The sequence below is a fragment of the Streptomyces sp. NPDC038280 genome, from assembly GCF_055600045.1.
Genome location: NZ_JBVJYZ010000007.1, coordinates 300,269 through 316,876, shown reverse-complemented (window position 1 = coordinate 316,876; position 16,608 = coordinate 300,269). Strand labels below are relative to the sequence as shown.

The 16,608-nt window shown below is 68.7% G+C and carries 18 protein-coding genes; 12 read left to right on the top strand and 6 right to left on the bottom strand.

Annotation, left to right across the window (positions count from 1 at the left end):
- The first annotated feature begins 393 nt into the window (after positions 1–393).
- From atpB to ACZ7J0_RS17825, 9 genes are all read left to right on the top strand, one after another.
- Positions 394–1,203, top strand: coding sequence for a F0F1 ATP synthase subunit A (gene atpB, locus ACZ7J0_RS17865; RefSeq protein ID WP_470888342.1), 810 nt, complete (start codon positions 394–396; stop codon positions 1,201–1,203).
- 77 nt (positions 1,204–1,280) lie between these two features.
- The gene (gene atpE / locus ACZ7J0_RS17860; RefSeq protein WP_266357922.1) at positions 1,281–1,544 is read left to right on the top strand and encodes an ATP synthase F0 subunit C; all 264 of its coding nucleotides are present in this window, start codon (positions 1,281–1,283) and stop codon (positions 1,542–1,544) included.
- 41 nt (positions 1,545–1,585) lie between these two features.
- Complete coding sequence (locus ACZ7J0_RS17855) at positions 1,586–2,131, top strand: F0F1 ATP synthase subunit B (protein WP_470888340.1); 546 nt, start codon at positions 1,586–1,588, stop codon at positions 2,129–2,131.
- The gene (locus ACZ7J0_RS17850) at positions 2,128–2,943 is read left to right on the top strand and encodes a F0F1 ATP synthase subunit delta (RefSeq protein WP_470888338.1); all 816 of its coding nucleotides are present in this window, start codon (positions 2,128–2,130) and stop codon (positions 2,941–2,943) included. The genes ACZ7J0_RS17855 and ACZ7J0_RS17850 overlap by 4 nt, the downstream gene beginning before the upstream one ends.
- Positions 2,944–3,081: 138 nt before the next feature.
- On the top strand, positions 3,082–4,674 hold the full coding sequence (gene atpA / locus ACZ7J0_RS17845; protein WP_469119305.1) for a F0F1 ATP synthase subunit alpha: 1,593 nt from the start codon (positions 3,082–3,084) through the stop codon (positions 4,672–4,674).
- Between the two features lie 21 nt (positions 4,675–4,695).
- Positions 4,696–5,613, top strand: coding sequence for a F0F1 ATP synthase subunit gamma (locus ACZ7J0_RS17840; RefSeq protein WP_468706997.1), 918 nt, complete (start codon positions 4,696–4,698; stop codon positions 5,611–5,613).
- On the top strand, positions 5,613–7,064 hold the full coding sequence (gene atpD, locus ACZ7J0_RS17835) for a F0F1 ATP synthase subunit beta (RefSeq protein ID WP_470888335.1): 1,452 nt from the start codon (positions 5,613–5,615) through the stop codon (positions 7,062–7,064). Before ACZ7J0_RS17840 ends, atpD begins: the two co-directional genes overlap by 1 nt.
- A 110-nt stretch (positions 7,065–7,174) precedes the next feature.
- On the top strand, positions 7,175–7,549 hold the full coding sequence (locus ACZ7J0_RS17830; protein WP_468706992.1) for a F0F1 ATP synthase subunit epsilon: 375 nt from the start codon (positions 7,175–7,177) through the stop codon (positions 7,547–7,549).
- Between the two features lie 126 nt (positions 7,550–7,675).
- A complete protein-coding gene (locus ACZ7J0_RS17825; protein ID WP_470888371.1) occupies positions 7,676–8,122 on the top strand; it encodes a DUF2550 domain-containing protein in 447 nt (148 codons plus the stop codon).
- 57 nt (positions 8,123–8,179) lie between these two features.
- Here ACZ7J0_RS17825 and ACZ7J0_RS17820 read toward each other — a convergent pair whose 3' ends face one another.
- From ACZ7J0_RS17820 to ACZ7J0_RS17795, 6 genes are all read right to left on the bottom strand, one after another.
- The gene (locus tag ACZ7J0_RS17820) at positions 8,180–9,973 is read right to left on the bottom strand and encodes a glycosyl hydrolase family 18 protein (protein WP_470888369.1); all 1,794 of its coding nucleotides are present in this window, start codon (positions 9,971–9,973) and stop codon (positions 8,180–8,182) included.
- Between the two features lie 222 nt (positions 9,974–10,195).
- Complete coding sequence (locus ACZ7J0_RS17815) at positions 10,196–10,846, bottom strand: response regulator (RefSeq protein WP_470888333.1); 651 nt, start codon at positions 10,844–10,846, stop codon at positions 10,196–10,198.
- Positions 10,843–12,039 carry a sensor histidine kinase gene (locus ACZ7J0_RS17810; RefSeq protein WP_470888331.1) on the bottom strand — a complete coding sequence of 399 codons (1,197 nt, stop codon included), beginning with the start codon at positions 12,037–12,039 and terminating at the stop codon, positions 10,843–10,845. The genes ACZ7J0_RS17815 and ACZ7J0_RS17810 overlap by 4 nt, the downstream gene beginning before the upstream one ends.
- 163 nt (positions 12,040–12,202) lie before the next feature.
- Complete coding sequence (locus tag ACZ7J0_RS17805; protein ID WP_470888329.1) at positions 12,203–12,775, bottom strand: cob(I)yrinic acid a,c-diamide adenosyltransferase; 573 nt, start codon at positions 12,773–12,775, stop codon at positions 12,203–12,205.
- 13 nt (positions 12,776–12,788) lie between these two features.
- Positions 12,789–13,538, bottom strand: coding sequence for an ABC transporter permease (locus ACZ7J0_RS17800; RefSeq protein WP_470888327.1), 750 nt, complete (start codon positions 13,536–13,538; stop codon positions 12,789–12,791).
- 22 nt (positions 13,539–13,560) lie between these two features.
- Complete coding sequence (locus ACZ7J0_RS17795; protein WP_470888325.1) at positions 13,561–14,343, bottom strand: ABC transporter ATP-binding protein; 783 nt, start codon at positions 14,341–14,343, stop codon at positions 13,561–13,563.
- Between the two features lie 79 nt (positions 14,344–14,422).
- Between ACZ7J0_RS17795 and ACZ7J0_RS17790 the strand changes: the two genes are divergently transcribed.
- The 3 genes from ACZ7J0_RS17790 (at position 14,423) to ACZ7J0_RS17780 (ending at position 16,467) form a co-directional block, all read left to right on the top strand.
- Positions 14,423–15,076, top strand: a complete 654-nt coding sequence (locus ACZ7J0_RS17790; protein WP_470888323.1) for a TetR/AcrR family transcriptional regulator — start codon at positions 14,423–14,425, stop codon at positions 15,074–15,076.
- Between the two features lie 109 nt (positions 15,077–15,185).
- On the top strand, positions 15,186–16,034 hold the full coding sequence (locus ACZ7J0_RS17785) for a 3-hydroxyacyl-CoA dehydrogenase family protein (protein ID WP_470888321.1): 849 nt from the start codon (positions 15,186–15,188) through the stop codon (positions 16,032–16,034).
- Between the two features lie 109 nt (positions 16,035–16,143).
- A complete protein-coding gene (locus ACZ7J0_RS17780) occupies positions 16,144–16,467 on the top strand; it encodes an STAS domain-containing protein (RefSeq protein ID WP_468706970.1) in 324 nt (107 codons plus the stop codon).
- Positions 16,468–16,608: the final 141 nt, after the last annotated feature.

The window sequence follows — 16,608 nt, the reverse complement described above, 5'->3', positions numbered from 1 at the left end:
AAGAACACGACGTGGTTCGACTTCAAGGCCTTTGCCTTCACCTGCCTCGCGGTGACCATCGTGTGGGTCGCCGCACAGGCACGCGCGTACATGAAGGCAAAGATCCTCTATGTCGAACCCGAGTCCCCGAAGGGTGAAAAGCCCGAGAAGACGGGGTCGTCGACGTGAAGGGTAGGGCCGGGATAAATGCCCGTTCGCGATCCTGCTATCGTCCGGTGCCAACTGCGGCACTGCGGGCGCGGGCATCCGAGCTGACGCCTGTCCCAGCGCGAGGCACGATGCCGAACCGCCGCCCCCTTATCCGTAAGACCAGTCCAGTGCCGACCCGCGGCTGCGTGCCGCGCCGACACAACGAGGTTGCCGTACCTATGCGCCACGCTGAAGGAGCCCGCGGTGAGTGCTGACCAGACGCTTGCCTTCGACCCCGATTGCCACCTCTTCTCCGGATGTGGCTTCCCGGCGCCGGGCCTCCACACCTTCCTTTACGAGCCCATCGCCACCTGGGGCAGCTTCGAGTTCACGAAGCCGATGCTGCTCGCGCTGCTGAGCTCGATCGTGGTCGTCGTCTTCTTCTGGGCTGCATTCAACAAGCCCAAGATGGTCCCGGGCAAGGTCCAGATGATCGGCGAGGCCGGTTACGACTTCGTTCGCCGCGGCATTGTCTACGAGATCATCGGCAAGAAGGACGGCGAGAAGTACGTCCCCTTCATGGTGTCGCTGTTCTTCTTCGTATGGATCATGAATCTCTGGTCCATCATCCCGGTCGCACAGTTCCCGGTCACCTCCCTGATCGCCTTCCCGGCAGGTCTCGCGGCGATCGTGTACGTGCTCTGGGTCGGCCTGACTTTCAAGAAGCACGGCTTCGTCGGCGGCTGGAAGAACATCACCGGTTACGACAAGTCGCTCGGCTGGGTGCTGCCGCTCATCGTGGTGATCGAGTTCTTCTCGAACCTGCTGATCCGGCCCTTCACGCACGCGGTCCGACTGTTCGCGAACATGTTCGCCGGCCACCTGCTGATCGTGATGTTCACGCTGGCCTCCTGGTACCTGATGAACGGCATCGGCATCGCCTACGGCAGTGTCTCGTTCGTCATGGTCCTGGTGATGACGGGCTTCGAGCTCTTCATCCAGGCCGTCCAGGCGTACGTCTTCGTCCTCCTGGCCTCCAGCTACATCCAGGGCGCGCTCGCCGAACACCACTGAGCCAGCCCCTCCCCAAGAACCAACAGACGTCGGTGGCCAACCCCCACCGGTCCGTGAAAGAGAAGGAAGTAACGGAAATGTCCGCTGCTCTCGAACTGGTCAACCTCGCTGCTGACGGTTCCGCCAAGACCAACGTGGTCGGCAACGTCGCCTCGATCGGCTACGGCCTCGCGGCCATCGGCCCCGGCGTCGGCGTCGGCATCATCTTCGGTAACGGCACCCAGGCCCTCGCGCGTCAGCCCGAAGCGGCCGGCCTGATCCGCACCAACCAGATCATGGGTTTCGCGTTCTGTGAGGCGCTCGCCCTCATCGGCATCGTCATGGGCTTCGTCTACCAGTAAGCCGGATCGACAGCCCAAAACCATTCACGGAAGGCACTGATGTGAACGCTCTGCTTCTTGCGCAGGCGGAGGAGCCTCAGAATCCTCTGATCCCGCATCTCGATGAGCTCGTCATCGGTCTGATCGCCTTCGTCATCGTCTTCGGCTTCCTCGCCAAGAAGCTCCTCCCGAACATCAACAAGGTTCTGGACGAGCGCCGCGCGGCGATCCAAGGCGGTATCGAAGAGGCCGACGCCATGAAGATCGAGGCCCAGAGCGTGCTGGAGCAGTACAAGGCTCAGCTCGCCGAGGCCCGTCACGAGGCCGCGCGTCTTCGCCAGGAAGCGACGGAGCAGGGCACCGCTCTCATCCAGGAGATGAAGGCGGAAGGCCAGCGCCAGCGCGACGAGATCATCGCTCTCGGCCACGCCCAGATCGAGGCCGACCGCAAGGTTGCGGCCACCGCGCTGCGTCAGGACGTGGGCAAGCTCGCCACCGACCTGGCCGGCAAGCTGGTCGGCGAGTCCCTCGAGGACCACGCCCGCCAGAGCCGCACCATCGACCGCTTCCTCGACGAGCTCGAGGAGAAGGCCGAGGCTGCCCGATGAACGGAGCGAGCCGCGAGGCACTGGCTACCGCACGTGAGCGTCTCGACGCGCTGACCGACAACACCTCGGTCGACGCGGCGAAGCTCGCCGGCGAGCTGGCCGCCGTTACCGCGCTGCTCAACCGCGAGGTGTCGCTGCGTCGGGTCCTGACCGACCCGGCGCAGGCCGGTGAGGCCAAGGCCGCGCTGGCCCAGCGACTGCTGAGCGGTCAGGTGGGCGGGAACACCGTCGACCTGGTCTCCGGCATGGTCCGTTCCCGCTGGTCGCAGTCGCGCGACCTGGTCGACTCCGTGGAAGAGCTGGCGAACACCGCCGACCTCACCGCGGCGCAGCAGGCCGGTGTACTCGACGACGTCGAGGACGAGCTGTTCCGGTTCGGCCGGATCGTCACGTCCAGCCCCGAGCTGCGCTCGGCGCTGACGGACAAGGCGGCTTCGCTGGCCGCCAAGGGCGAGCTGGTAGGCAGCCTGCTCGGCGGCAAGGCCAACCCGGTCACCGAGCGTCTGGTGGTCCGTCTCGTGACCCAGCCCCGGGGACGTAGCCTGGAAGCGGGACTCGAGTCCCTGTCCAGGCTCGCCGCGGCGCGCCGGGACCGGATGGTGGCCGTCGTGACCACGGCGGTGCCGATGACCGACCAGCAGAAGGCGCGCCTCGGCGCGGCACTGGCCAAGCTGTACGGCCGCCAGATGCACCTGAACCTGGACGTGGACCCCGAGGTCCTCGGCGGGATCGCGGTGCGCGTCGGCGACGAGGTCATCAACGGGACCATCGCGGACCGTCTCGAAGAGGCGTCCCGCCGGCTGGCCGGCTGACACACCGTCAGCAGACCAACTCAACAAGCATCACCAGCGGCCCGGTTGGGCCGTGCAGAACTTGCAGAAGATTCCTGGGGGTCGGCCCCCAGACCCCCAAAGAAACTTCGGGCCCAACAAGGAGAGCAGGGAACCCAGATGGCGGAGCTCACGATCCGGCCGGAGGAGATCCGGGACGCGCTGGAGAACTTTGTCCAGTCGTACAAGCCGGACGCGGCCTCGCGCGAGGAGGTCGGTACGGTCAGCCTGGCCGGCGACGGCATCGCGAAGGTCGAGGGTCTTCCCTCGGCCATGGCGAACGAGCTGCTGAAGTTCGAGGACGGCACCCTCGGTCTCGCCCTCAACCTCGAGGAGCGCGAGATCGGTGCGATCGTCCTCGGCGAGTTCAGCGGTATCGAGGAGGGGCAGCCGGTCACCCGCACCGGTGAGGTCCTCTCCGTCGGCGTAGGCGAGGGTTACCTGGGTCGCGTCGTCGACCCGCTCGGCAACCCGATCGACGGCCTCGGCGAGATCGCGACCGAGAGCCGGCGCGCGCTGGAGCTGCAGGCTCCGGGCGTCATGGCGCGTAAGTCGGTGCACGAGCCGATGCAGACCGGCTACAAGGCCGTCGACGCGATGGTGCCGATCGGCCGTGGCCAGCGTCAGCTGATCATCGGCGACCGTCAGACCGGAAAGACCGCGCTGGCCGTCGACACGATCATCAACCAGCGTGACAACTGGCGCACCGGCGACCCGAAGAAGCAGGTCCGCTGCATCTACGTCGCCATCGGCCAGAAGGGCTCCACCATCGCGTCCGTGCGCGGCGCCCTGGAGGAGGCCGGCGCGCTCGAGTACACGACGATCGTGGCCGCGCCCGCGTCCGACCCGGCCGGCTTCAAGTACCTCGCCCCGTACACCGGCTCGGCCATCGGCCAGCACTGGATGTACGACGGCAAGCACGTCCTGATCATCTTCGACGACCTGTCGAAGCAGGCCGACGCCTACCGTGCCGTGTCGCTGCTGCTGCGCCGTCCGCCGGGCCGTGAGGCCTACCCGGGCGACGTCTTCTACCTGCACTCGCGTCTCCTGGAGCGCTGCGCCAAGCTGTCCGACGAGATGGGCGCCGGTTCGATGACCGGTCTCCCGATCGTCGAGACGAAGGCGAACGACGTGTCGGCGTTCATCCCGACCAACGTCATCTCCATCACCGACGGCCAGTGCTTCCTCGAGTCCGACCTGTTCAACGCCGGCCAGCGTCCGGCCCTGAACGTCGGTATCTCGGTCTCCCGTGTCGGTGGCTCCGCCCAGCACAAGGCCATGAAGCAGGTCTCCGGCCGTCTGCGCGTGGACCTCGCCCAGTACCGCGAGCTGGAGGCGTTCGCCGCCTTCGGTTCCGACCTGGACGCGGCCTCCAAGGCTCAGATGGAGCGCGGCAAGCGCATGGTCGAGCTGCTGAAGCAGGGCCAGTACCAGCCGATGCCCGTCGAGGAGCAGGTCGTCTCCGTCTGGGCCGGTACCACCGGCAAGATGGACGACGTCCCGGTCAACGACATCCGTCGCTTCGAGGCCGAGCTGCTGGAGTACCTGCGCCGTGAGCGCAAGGACCTCCTGACCAGCATCGCCGAGGGCGGCAAGATGTCGGACGACACCCTCCAGTCCGTCGCCGACGCCATCACGGCCTTCAAGCAGCAGTTCGAGACCTCGGACGGCAAGCTTCTGGGCGAAGACGCGCCGGTCAGCACCGCCAAGTAGACGACGGAAGGGACCTGACTCATGGGAGCGCAGCTCCGGGTCTACAAGCGTCGCATCAAATCCGTCACCGCGACCAAGAAGATCACCAAGGCGATGGAGATGATCGCCGCCTCGCGCATCGTCAAGGCGCAGCGCCAGGTGGCGGCCTCCACGCCGTACGCGACCGAGCTCACCCGAGCGGTGACCGCGGTGGCGACGGGGTCGACGACGAACCACGCCCTGACCACCGAGGTCGAGCGTCCGACGCGCGCCGCGATTCTGCTCATCACGAGCGACCGCGGCCTCGCCGGCGGCTATTCCTCGAACGCCATCAAGGCGGCGGAGGAGCTCACCGAGCGCCTCCGCGGCGAGGGCAAGGAGGTCGACGCCTACATCGTCGGCCGCAAGGGTGTGTCGTACTACGGCTTCCGTGAGCGCAAGGTCACGGAGTCGTGGACCGGCTTCACCGACAACCCGACGTACGCGGATGCCAAGGCGGTCGCGGCCCCGCTGATCGCGGCGATCGAGAAGGACACGGCCGAGGGCGGTGTGGACGAGCTCCACATCGTGTTCACCGAGTTCATCTCGATGCTGACCCAGACTCCTGTGCAGAGCCGGCTGCTGCCGCTCAGCCTGGAGAAGGCCGCGGAGGAGACCGGCACGAAGGGCGAGATCCTTCCGCTGTTCGACTTTGAGCCGTCGGCTGAGGACGTCCTCGACGCCCTCCTGCCGCGCTACGTCGAGAGCCGGATCTACAACGCGCTGCTGCAGGCGGCTGCTTCCAAGCACGCCGCCACCCGCCGCGCGATGAAGTCGGCGACCGACAACGCCGGGGAGCTCATCAAGAGCCTCTCCCGGCTTGCCAACGCGGCCCGCCAGGCCGAAATCACCCAGGAAATCAGCGAGATCGTCGGTGGCGCCAGCGCCCTGGCCGACGCGACCGCGGGGAGTGACAAGTAATGACGACGTCTATCGAGCAGACCGGGACGGCCGTAGCCACGGGCCGCGTCGCCCGGGTCATCGGCCCGGTCGTCGACGTGGAGTTCCCCGTCGACGCGATGCCGGAGATCTACAACGCGCTGACCGTCCAGGTCGCCGACCCGGCTCTGGAGGGGCAGCTCAAGACGCTGACCCTCGAGGTCGCCCAGCACCTGGGTGACGGCCTGGTCCGCGCGATCTCGATGCAGCCCACCGACGGTCTGGTCCGCCAGGCCCCGGTGACCGACTCGGGCACGGGCATCACCGTCCCGGTCGGCGACTTCACCAAGGGCAAGGTGTTCAACACGCTCGGTGAGGTGCTGAACAAGCCCGAGGAGAACGCCAACATCGGCGAGCGGTGGGCGATCCACCGCAAGGCCCCGAGCTTCGACCAGCTCGAGTCCAAGACCGAGATGTTCGAGACCGGCGTCAAGGTCATCGACCTTCTCACCCCGTACGTCAAGGGTGGAAAGATCGGTCTGTTCGGTGGTGCCGGTGTCGGCAAGACCGTTCTGATCCAGGAAATGATCTACCGCGTCGCCAACAACCACGACGGTGTGTCGGTGTTCGCGGGCGTCGGTGAGCGTACCCGTGAGGGCAACGACCTCATCGAGGAGATGGCCGACTCCGGCGTCATCGACAAGACGGCGCTCGTCTTCGGTCAGATGGACGAGCCCCCGGGCACCCGTCTGCGCGTCGCCCTGGCCGGTCTGACCATGGCGGAGTACTTCCGCGATGTGCAGAAGCAGGACGTGCTCTTCTTCATCGACAACATCTTCCGGTACACCCAGGCCGGCTCCGAGGTGTCCACCCTGCTCGGCCGTATGCCGTCCGCGGTGGGTTACCAGCCGAACCTGGCCGACGAGATGGGTCTGCTGCAGGAGCGCATCACCTCGACGCGTGGTCACTCGATCACCTCGATGCAGGCGATCTACGTCCCCGCGGACGACCTGACCGACCCGGCCCCGGCCACCACCTTCGCCCACCTCGACGCGACGACGGTTCTCTCCCGTCCGATCTCCGAGAAGGGCATCTACCCGGCCGTGGACCCGCTGGACTCCACGTCCCGGATCCTGGACCCGCGTTACATCGCGCAGGACCACTACGACACCGCCACGCGGGTCAAGGGAATCCTGCAGAAGTACAAGGACCTCCAGGACATCATCGCGATCCTCGGTATCGACGAGCTCGGCGAGGAGGACAAGCTCGTTGTCCACCGTGCCCGTCGCGTGGAGCGCTTCCTGTCGCAGAACACCCACGTCGCCAAGCAGTTCACCGGCGTGGACGGTTCGGACGTGCCGCTCGAGGAGTCGATCGCCGCGTTCAACTCGATCTGCGACGGTGAGTACGACCACTTCCCCGAGCAGGCGTTCTTCATGTGCGGTGGCATTGAGGACCTCAAGGCCAACGCCAAGGAGCTCGGCGTCTCCTGAGTCCCATGACTCGCAGAGGGGGGCGGGTGCGTCCCGCCCCCCTCTGTACGCCCCTTAGAATTGACCCAACACCCGGCCGAACCGCCGGGTGGTGACCCGAGGAGCCACCCTTGGCTGCTGAGCTGCACGTCGAGCTGGTCGCCGCGGACCGGAGTGTCTGGTCCGGCGAGGCCACCCTGGTCATCGCGCGCACCACGTCCGGCGACATCGGCGTCATGCCCGGCCACCAGCCGCTGCTCGGTGTGCTGGAGTCGGGCCCGGTGACCATCCGTACGAGCGAGGGCGAGACCGTCGTCGCCGCCGTGCACGGCGGATTCATCTCGTTCGCCGACAACAAGCTTTCGCTGCTCGCGGAGATCGCCGAGCTGGCGGACGAGATCGACGCCCAGCGCGCCGAGCGCGCGCTGGAGCGAGCGAAGTCGGATTCGGACGCCGCCGCCGAGCGTCGCGCCGATGTCCGGTTGCGCGCGGTAGCGGTCCGCTAGCGGACCGCCGCCGAGAGTTGTGCCCTCAGCCGCGGCCGGGCCTGGAATTTTCCGGGCCGTGCCGCGGCTGAGGCGATGCAGATGCAGGTGTAATCCGCTACGCACGATGCGAGGAGGTCGGTGAAGATGTTCCTCGCTCTGCTCGTGGGCGGACTGGTAGTCGCACTGGTGGTGATCGGGCTCTTCGTCTTCGGCCTGCGCCGGCGGCTGATCCAGCGCTCCGGGGGCACCTTCGACTGCAGCCTGCGCTGGAACGTGCCGGAGGAAACCGACCTCTCGGGCAAGGGCTGGGTGTACGGAGTCGCCCGCTACAGCGGCGACCGCATCGCCTGGTTCCGTGTCTTCTCGTACGCGCCCCGACCCCGCCGGGTCCTGGAGCGCTCCGCCATCGAGGTGCTGGCGCGCCGGATGCCCGAGGGCGAGGAGGAGCTGGCGCTGCTGTCGGACGCCGTGATCCTCGGCTGTCTGCACCGGGGGACCCGTGTCGAGCTGGCGATGAGCGAGGACGCGCTCACCGGCTTTCTGGCCTGGCTCGAGGCGGCGCCTCCGGGCCAGCGGGTGAACGTGGCGTAATGCCTGTGGCAGGACGGAGGGGACGGCGTGCTGCGCCGTCCCCTCCGTCGTGCCCCGTTATCCGAGACCGTTCTTGATCGCGCTCACCAGCTCTCCGTTGCTGGTGTCACCGCTGAACTCCCAGAAGAACGCGCCGCCCAGGCCCTGGTTCTTGGCCCAGCTCATCTTGGACGTGACGGTCGACGGGGTGTCGTAGCTCCACCAGTTGGTGCCGCAGTGCGCGTAGGCGGTACCGGCGACCGTCCCTCCCCCAGACTGCGTCTGGGAGGTGCCCCCAGCCGGGCAGGAGGTTTTGAGGACCTTGTAGTCCTCGATGCCCTGCTCGTACGTACCGGCGGCCGGACCCGTCGCCGTGCCGCCCGGGGCCGACTGGGTCACACCGGTCCAGCCGCGGCCGTAGAAGCCGATGCCGAGCAGCAGCTTGGCGGCCGGGACGCCCTTCGCCTTGAACTTGGCGATCGCCTCGGCGGAATTGAAGCCCGCCTGCGGGATGCCGCTGTACGAGGTGAGCGGGGAGTGCGGGGCCGTGGGGCCCTGCGCCGCCCAGGCGCCGAAGAAGTCGTACGTCATCACGTTGAACCAGTTCATGTACTGCGCCGCGCCGCCGTAGTCGGCCGCGTCGATCTTGCCGCCGGACGAGGCGTCGGCGGTGACGGCCGCGGTGACCAGGTTGCCCGTGCCGAACTTGGCGCGCATGGCCTGCATCAGGTTCTTGAAGGATGCCGGGCCGCTGGTGTCGCAGGACAGACCGCAGGCGTTGGGGTACTCCCAGTCGAGGTCGATGCCGTCGAAGACATCGGCCCACCGCGGGTCCTCGACCAGGTCGTAGCAGGACTGGGCGAAGGCCGCCGGGTTCGCCGCGGCCTGGCCGAAGCCGCCGGACCAGGTCCAGCCGCCGAAGGACCACAGCACCTTGATGTTCGGGTAGGCCTTCTTCAGCTTGCGCAGCTGGTTGAAGTTGCCGCGCAGCGGTTGGTCCCAGGTGTCGGCGACGCCGTCGACGGACTGGTCGGCGGTGTAGGCCTTGTCGTAGTCGGCGTAGGAGTCGCCGATGGTGCACTTGCCGCCCTGGACGTTGCCGAAGGCGTAGTTGATGTGCGTGATCTTGGCGGCGGAGCCGGAGGTCACCAAGTTCTTGACGTGGTAGTTGCGGCCGTAGACGCCCCAGTTGGTGAAGTAGCCGAGCTTGACGGTGGAGCTCGGGCCGGGGCCGGGGTCCGTGCCGCCTCCGGTGGTGCGCACGCTCACCGCGCCGCTGGCCGGGCCGGTCTGGTCGGTGGTGTCGCGGGCCTGGACGGTGTACGTGTAGTCGGTGCCGGCGGTCAGCCCGGTGTTGGTGTACGTGAGCCCGGTGACCGTGGCGATCTTGGTGCCGCCCCGCAGGACGTCGTAGTTCTTGACGCCCTTGTCGTCGGTCGCGGCGGTCCAGGTCAGATTCACCGAGGTGTTGGTGATGTCGGAGGCGACCGGGGTGCCGGGGGCCGAGGGCGGGTTGTCGCCGGGCTGCGAGCCTCCGTCACAGGATCCGCCGTTGACCTTGCAGCCGCTCGGAGCGCCGGACCCCGTGCCGTTGAAGCCGAAGGAGACGGAGGCGCCGGGGGCGAGGGTGCCGTTCCAGCCGACGTTCTTGGCGGTCCAGTGGGTGCCGGAGCCGGTGACGGTGGCGTCCCACGCCGAGGTGACGGCGGTGCCCGAGGGGTAGTCCCACTCGACGGTCCAGGAGCTGAGGGTGGTGGTGCCGGTGTTCTTCACCGTCCACTTGCCCTCGAAGCCGCTGCCCCAGTCGGAGACCTTGGTGTACGTGGCGGTGGCCGCCGCCGCGGCCTGTGCGGGAGCGGCGAGCCCGACCATCGCGGCGAGCGGTAGCAGGAGAGCGGTCAGTCCCGCGGCGGCACGGGATCTGAAGCCTGGTCTGTGCACGGAAGCTTGAGTGCTCAACGGTGCTCCTCAAGTTGCGGACGGACAAGAGAGGGGGTGGTCCGTGAACTGTGTGCGCGCCGTGAGCGTAGGAAGGTCTGGACCAATCGTCAATAGGTCCAGACCATAGGTGGAAGTATGGGGGAGGTGGTGGGGTCAGACACCCAACTCCCGGGCGAGCACGGCCGCTTGGACCCTGCTGCGCAGCTCCAGCTTGCCGAGCAGTCGACTGACATGCGTCTTGACCGTGGCTTCCGCCATGTCGAGCCGGACCGCGATCTCCGCGTTCGCCAGCCCCTTGCCCAGGCACCCGAGGACTTCCCGTTCGCGCCGGGTGAGCGCGTCCAGTACGGCCGGGTCGGGTGCGTCCGGCGACGGCACCCGCCGCGGGGCCGCGAACTCGGCGATCAGCCGGCGGGTCACCGCCGGCGCGATCAGACCCTCGCCGCGCGCCACCGTCCGTACCGCCTCGATCAGGTCCTTCGCGTCGGTGTTCTTCAGGAGGAAGCCCGCCGCCCCCGCCCGCAGCGCCCCGAAGACATACTCGTCCAGGTCGAAGGTGGTGAGGACGAGGACGTCCGCCAGTCCCTCGGCCACCACCTGGCGCGTCGCCGTGACCCCGTCCATCCGGGGCATCTGGACGTCCATCAGCACCAGATCCGGGCGCAGCTCCCGGGCCAGCTCCACCGCCCGCTCCCCGTCCGCGGCCTCGCCCACCACCTCGATCTCCGGCGAGCTGCCCAGGATCAGGACCAGCCCGGCGCGGACCGCGCTCTGGTCCTCGGCGACCACTACCCGGATCGTCATGCGCTCGGAGTCCTCTCCTTGGCGGGCAGCTCAGCCCGTACCTGCCAGATCTTCGTACCGTCGCCCTCGCCGACCGGCCCCGCCTCGAAGGTGCCGTCCAGCAGCGCCACCCGCTCGCGCATCCCCACCAGACCGGCCCCCGAGCCGGGCGCGCGGGGCCCGTCCCGGTCCCCGTACGGGCTGGTGACCCGTACCGTCAGCGCCCGCTCGTCCCGGACGAGCCGGACCGTGACCGGTCCGGCCGGAGCGTGCTTGAGCGCATTGGTCAGCGACTCCTGGACGATCCGGTACGCGGCGAGCTCGACCGGCGCCGGCAGCGGATCGAGATCCTCCGCACGCTCGTCCTCGAGGGTGAACGTCAGCCCGCTCGACGCGCCGTTCGTCCGCGCCTGCGCCAGGAGCACGTCGAGCCCGGCCAGCCTGGGCGCTGCGGCCGGCTCGCCGTCGCCGCTGCTCGCGCGCAGCAGCCCGATCAGCCGGCGCATCTCGGCCAGGCCCTCCACGCTGTTCTCCCGGATCACGGTGAGCGCCTGGCGGGTGGTGGCGGCGTCGTCCAGCGAGAGCGCCGCCGTGGAGTGGATGGCGATCGCCGAGAGATGGTTGGCGACCATGTCGTGCAGCTCGCGGGCCATTCGGGCGCGCTCGGCGACCACCGCCTGGGCGCGGTCCATCTCGGCCAGCAGCGCCGTCTGCTCGGCGCGCAGCGAGGCGGTCTCCGCGGCCTCGCGGTGATTGCGGATGATCGCGCCGGTGGCCGCGGGGGCGAAGGACACCAGGCCGGTGACGATGCCGAGCAGCAGGCCCTCGGGGGTACGGAACCAGGCCAGGTAGGTGATGGTCGCGGCCACGGTGATCAGCCCGGTGGTCCAGGGGACGCGGCGCGCGGTCGCGGGCGGCCCGTAGACCACGGCCGCGTAGACCAGGTCCGTGAACATCAGCACCGTGACCAGGTTCCCCTGCGTGAACTGGTCGCCCAAGGCCGCCAGGGTGCCGACGATCAGGCCGGTACGGGGCATGGTCCTGCGATGCAGTTCGAGCAGCGCGGTCACCACGAGCGGCACCAGCGTCACCCAGGACGGCAGCTCGTCCCGGTGGTCCTGGGTGTGCAGCCCCAGCGCCCAGAGCAGGACGCCGCCGAGCAATCCGGTGACGGCGAGGAACACGTCGTCGCGGTGGGGGCGGGGGAGGGTCACGAGTCCATCCAACACGCCGGGCACGGGCGGGGAGTCGGCGCGGGGGCGGAGCCGGGCATCCGTCGAAGGATGTAGTGGCGGGCCCTCCGGCCGACGTCCTCGTCCTCGCCCCCGGGGCGGGGGGCACCGCGGGGACCTCCACCGGCGGCCGGGCGCGGCGGCCCTAGCGCTCGCCGCCCGGCACCCAGAGCACGTCCCCGACCTTCTTGTTCGCCGTCCTCGCCAGGATGAACAGCAGGTCGGACAGGCGGTTCAGATACGTCGCCGTCAGGGCGTTCATCGTCTCGCCGTGGACCTCGATCGCCGCCCAGGTCGAGCGCTCGGCCCGCCGTACGACCGTGCACGCCTGGTGCAGCAGCGCCGCGCCCGGTGTGCCGCCCGGGAGGATGAAGGAGCGGAGTTTCTCCAGCTCCTCCAGGAAGCGGTCGCAGTCCGCCTCCAGCTTGTCGACGTACGACTGCTCGACCCGCAGCGGCGGGTACTTCGGACCCTCGATCACCGGGGTCGAGAGGTCCGCACCCACGTCGAACAGGTCGTTCTGGACGCGGACGAGGACCTTGACGACCTCCTCGTCGAGCTGCCCGAGGGCGATGGCCGTGCCGATGACGGCATTGGCCTCGTTGGCGTCGGCGTACGCCGAGATCCGCAGATCGGTCTTGGCGGTGCGGCTCATGTCGCCCAGCGCGGTGGTGCCCTGGTCGCCGGTACGGGTGTAGATGCGCGTCAGATTGACCATGAGGCCAGCGTAGTTACGCTCCGGCCCGGCGGAAGACACGTGTGCCCACCGTCACGGCGAGCGCGGCGAACCCGGCGCCGACCAGGACCCCGTACAGCATCGCCGTCCCCGCGTAGTCGCCGACGTACCCCGCCCGCACCGCGTCCACCAGATAGCGGAAGGGCGTGAAGCGCGACAGCACGTCCAGCCAGGTGGGCGCGAGCGCCATCGGCAGCATCAGGCCGGACAGCAGCATCGAGGGCATGGACAGGGCGTTGACGACCGGGCCGAACTCCTGCGGCTTGGAGACCTTGAGCGCCAGCGCGTACGAGAGCGAGGCCAGCGCCACCGTCAGGACGGCGACGAAGGCGAAGCCGATGAGGATGCCGCCGAGCGGGGCGCGCAGGCCCATCGCCAGCGCGGCGAGGACCAGCAGGACGGCCTGGAAGACGAAGAGCGCGGCGTCGCGCAGCACCCGGCCGAGGAGCAGGGCGAGCCGGCTGACCGGAGTCACCCGCATCCGCTCGACCACCCCCATCTGGTTCTCGATGATGACCGCGAAGCCGGAGAAGGAGGCGCCGAAGAGCCCGAGTTGGAGGAGCAGGCCGGGGACGAGTACCTGCCAGGAGTCGCCCTCGGAGGCGAGCGGCAGCTCGGTGAGCAGCGGCCCGAAGAAGAGCAGGTAGAGCAGTGGCATCAGCACGCCGAAGAGCATCTGGAACTTGGAGCGCAGCGTCTGACGGGCGTACCGCCCGAAGATCAGCGCGATGTCGTGGAGAAGCATGGTCGTGTCCTCGGGGAAGGGCCTAGACGGCCACGGGAGTGGTGTCGACGGGGGCGGGGCCGCGGCCGGTGATGGCGAGGAAGGTGTCCTGGAGGGTGGCGCCGGGCGAGCCGGCGTACCGCTCCTTGAGCTCGGCGGGGGTGCCCTCCGCGACGACCGCGCCCTTGTCCACGACGACGAGCCGGTCGGACAGCTCGTCCGCCTCGTCGAGGTAGTGGGTGGTGAGGAAGACGGTCGTGCCGTACTCGTCGCGCAGCCGCCGCACCAGCTTCCACAGTTCGGCGCGGCTGCCCGGGTCCAGGCCGGTGGTCGGCTCGTCGAGGAAGAGCAGCTCGGGCCGGTGGGTGAGGCCCATCGCGATGTCCAGGCGGCGGCGCTGGCCGCCGGAGAGGGCGGCGCAGCCGCGGTCGAGCAGCTCGGTGAGGCCGAGGTCGGCGGCGAGCTCCTTGGCGCGGACGACGGCTTCGTCCTTGGTGAGCCGGTAGAGCCGTCCCTGGGTGACCAGTTCCTCGCGCACGGAGACGCTCAGGTCGACGCCGCCGGACTGGGCGACGTAACCGATCTTCCCGCGCACCGAGGCGGGCTCGCGGACTAGGTCGAAGCCGGCCACGGTGGCCGCTCCGCCGGTTGGCGGCAGCAGTGTGGTGAGCATCCGCAGGGTCGTGGTCTTGCCGGCCCCGTTGGGACCCAGGAAGCCGAGGATCTCGCCCGGCCGCACGGTCAGGTCGATGCCGCGCACCGCCTCCACCGGGCCGTTCTTCGTCTGGAAGGTCCGGGCGAGCCCGGCGGTACTGATGATTGCCATGAGCCCAGAAAAACAGAGTCTCTTAAATTTTGCAACGACCCCAAATTTTCACCGACGCCAGAAAAGTTATGATGGACCCATGGCTGAGGGGCTCAGAGAGCGCAAGAAGCGGCAGACCAGGCAGCTCATCTCGGACGTGGCCACGGGCCTGTTCGTGGAGCGCGGCTTCGACGCGGTGACGATCGCGGAGATCGCCGAGGCGGCCCAGGTGTCGGTCAACACCGTCTACAACTACTTCCCGGCCAAGGAGGACCTCTTCCTCGACCGCGGCAAGGGAGTCGTCGACCGGCTCTCCCGCTGGGTGCGCGGCCGCGCGCCGGGGGAGTCGGCCGCCGACGCCGTGCTGCGCGAACTGCGCGCCGAGGTCGAAGCCGTCTCGCCGGCCGTCGGTCTCATCGACGGCTACGCCGACTTCATGCGGGTGATCACCGAGGCGCACACCCTGCGCTCCCGGCTCTGGGCCATCCAGCAGGAACTCCTGGCGGACCTGGAGGCGACCATGCGCGAGGAGGCCGGGCCGGACGACGACCTGCTTCCCGCCCTCGTCGCCGGACAGCTGGCCTGGGTGCACGGCACCGTCATGGGGTGGATCGGTACGGAAATGGTCAAGCGGCGCAAACCAGCGGAAGTGTCCCGCGAGGCGCTCGTCCTCCTCGACGAGATCGAGGAACTCCTGGGGGAGAAGGTGCTCAAGTACGCGGTACGGCCCACGGAATGGGCCCCGGCGGTGTGATGTCCGTCATCTGAGACGTGACGCGCATCTCTTCGGGCTCACACGACCCCTCACGCCCGCTAACCTCCGCCGGAGAGCCCGAAAGTAAACAGCCGTTAAGGGGTAGAACGTGGCCAGGAAGCTCGCCGTCATCGGGGCCGGACTCATGGGGTCCGGAATCGCGCAGGTCTCGGCCCAGGCGGGCTGGGACGTCGTCCTGCGTGACGTCACCGACGCGGCCCTGACCCGCGGCACCGACGGCATCAAGGCGTCGTACGACAAGTTCGTCTCCAAGGGCAAGCTCGAAGCGGCGGACGCCGAGGCCGCGTTGGCCCGCATCACCACCACCACCGACCTGGACGGCGCCGCCGACGCCGACATCGTCGTCGAGGCGGTCTTCGAGAAGCTCGAGGTCAAGCACGAGATCTTCCGTACGCTCGACAAGCTCGTACGGGACGACACGGTCCTCGCCTCCAACACCTCCGCCATCCCGATCACCAAGATCGCGGCGGTCACCGAGCGCCCGGAACGCGTCGTCGGCGCCCACTTCTTCTCGCCGGTGCCGATGATGCAGCTCTGCGAGCTGGTCCGCGGCTACAAGACCAGCGACGAAACCCTCGCCACCGCCCGCGAGTTCGCCGAGTCGGTCGGCAAGACCTGCATCGTCGTCAACCGCGACGTCGCCGGCTTCGTCACCACCCGGCTGATCTCGGCGCTGGTCGTCGAGGCCGCCAAGCTCTACGAGTCGGGCGTGGCCTCCGCCGAGGACATCGACATCGCCTGCAAGCTGGGCTTCGGTCACGCCATGGGCCCGCTGGCCACCGCCGACCTGACCGGCGTGGACATCCTGCTCCACGCCACCAGCAACATCTACACCGAGTCGCAGGACGAGAAGTTCGCCCCGCCGGAGCTGATGCGCCGGATGGTGGACGCCGGTGACATCGGTCGCAAGAGCGGGCAGGGCTTCTACAAGCACTGACCCCACCTCACCCCCGCGGGTGAATTTGGTATCGGTTCGCTTACAAGGCGCAACTGGCCCGCCCATCCGGCAGTCAGTTGGTGCAAAGCCAAACTCTCGGGGAGCGCATATGCACATCAGGGGCGACCACGCCGAGCTGGTCGTCGGGGGGCGCCTCGACGTGCGCAGCGCGGCGGACGCCCGTACGGTCCTGCACTCGGCCGTCGACGACGGAGCCGGCGACCTGGTCCTCGACCTGACCGGACTGGACTCCTGGGACGCCACCGGGCTCGGGGTCATCATGGGCGCGCACCGGCGGGCCGGCCGGTGCGGCCGCCGCCTGGTGTTGCGCGGGGTCCCGCCCCAGATGCAGCGCCTGCTGGTGGCCACCCGGCTGCACCGCATCCTCGCCATCGAGGGCGGCATCGCGGCCGAGTCGCTGCCGCGCGTCTGAACCTCGTCCCCGGGCGCCATCGTGTGTGGAGCGCCTGTGAAATTCGCCCCCGGCGCCCAATCCTCACGAGAAGGTGACGTCTGGGGCGGCGTGGCACCCCACCTGTTCCCGGATCCCGTGCGACCGTCTAGGGTTCGGCTG

Excerpts from the sequence above, each read along its gene's own strand:
- ACZ7J0_RS17815 (WP_470888333.1), bottom strand. The coding sequence starts at position 10,846 with ATGACGATCCGGGTAGTGGTCGCCGAGGACCAGAGCGCGGTCCGCGCC.
- ACZ7J0_RS17840 (WP_468706997.1), top strand. The coding sequence starts at position 4,696 with ATGGGAGCGCAGCTCCGGGTCTACAAGCGTCGCATCAAATCCGTCACC.
- ACZ7J0_RS17820 (WP_470888369.1), bottom strand. The coding sequence starts at position 9,973 with ATGGTCGGGCTCGCCGCTCCCGCACAGGCCGCGGCGGCGGCCACCGCC.
- atpA (WP_469119305.1), top strand. The coding sequence starts at position 3,082 with ATGGCGGAGCTCACGATCCGGCCGGAGGAGATCCGGGACGCGCTGGAG.
- ACZ7J0_RS17825 (WP_470888371.1), top strand. The coding sequence starts at position 7,676 with ATGTTCCTCGCTCTGCTCGTGGGCGGACTGGTAGTCGCACTGGTGGTG.
- ACZ7J0_RS17805 (WP_470888329.1), bottom strand. The coding sequence starts at position 12,775 with ATGGTCAATCTGACGCGCATCTACACCCGTACCGGCGACCAGGGCACC.
- ACZ7J0_RS17780 (WP_468706970.1), top strand. The coding sequence starts at position 16,144 with ATGCACATCAGGGGCGACCACGCCGAGCTGGTCGTCGGGGGGCGCCTC.
- atpE (WP_266357922.1), top strand. The coding sequence starts at position 1,281 with ATGTCCGCTGCTCTCGAACTGGTCAACCTCGCTGCTGACGGTTCCGCC.
- atpD (WP_470888335.1), top strand. The coding sequence starts at position 5,613 with ATGACGACGTCTATCGAGCAGACCGGGACGGCCGTAGCCACGGGCCGC.
- ACZ7J0_RS17850 (WP_470888338.1), top strand. The coding sequence starts at position 2,128 with ATGAACGGAGCGAGCCGCGAGGCACTGGCTACCGCACGTGAGCGTCTC.
- ACZ7J0_RS17790 (WP_470888323.1), top strand. The coding sequence starts at position 14,423 with ATGGCTGAGGGGCTCAGAGAGCGCAAGAAGCGGCAGACCAGGCAGCTC.
- ACZ7J0_RS17795 (WP_470888325.1), bottom strand. The coding sequence starts at position 14,343 with ATGGCAATCATCAGTACCGCCGGGCTCGCCCGGACCTTCCAGACGAAG.
- ACZ7J0_RS17800 (WP_470888327.1), bottom strand. The coding sequence starts at position 13,538 with ATGCTTCTCCACGACATCGCGCTGATCTTCGGGCGGTACGCCCGTCAG.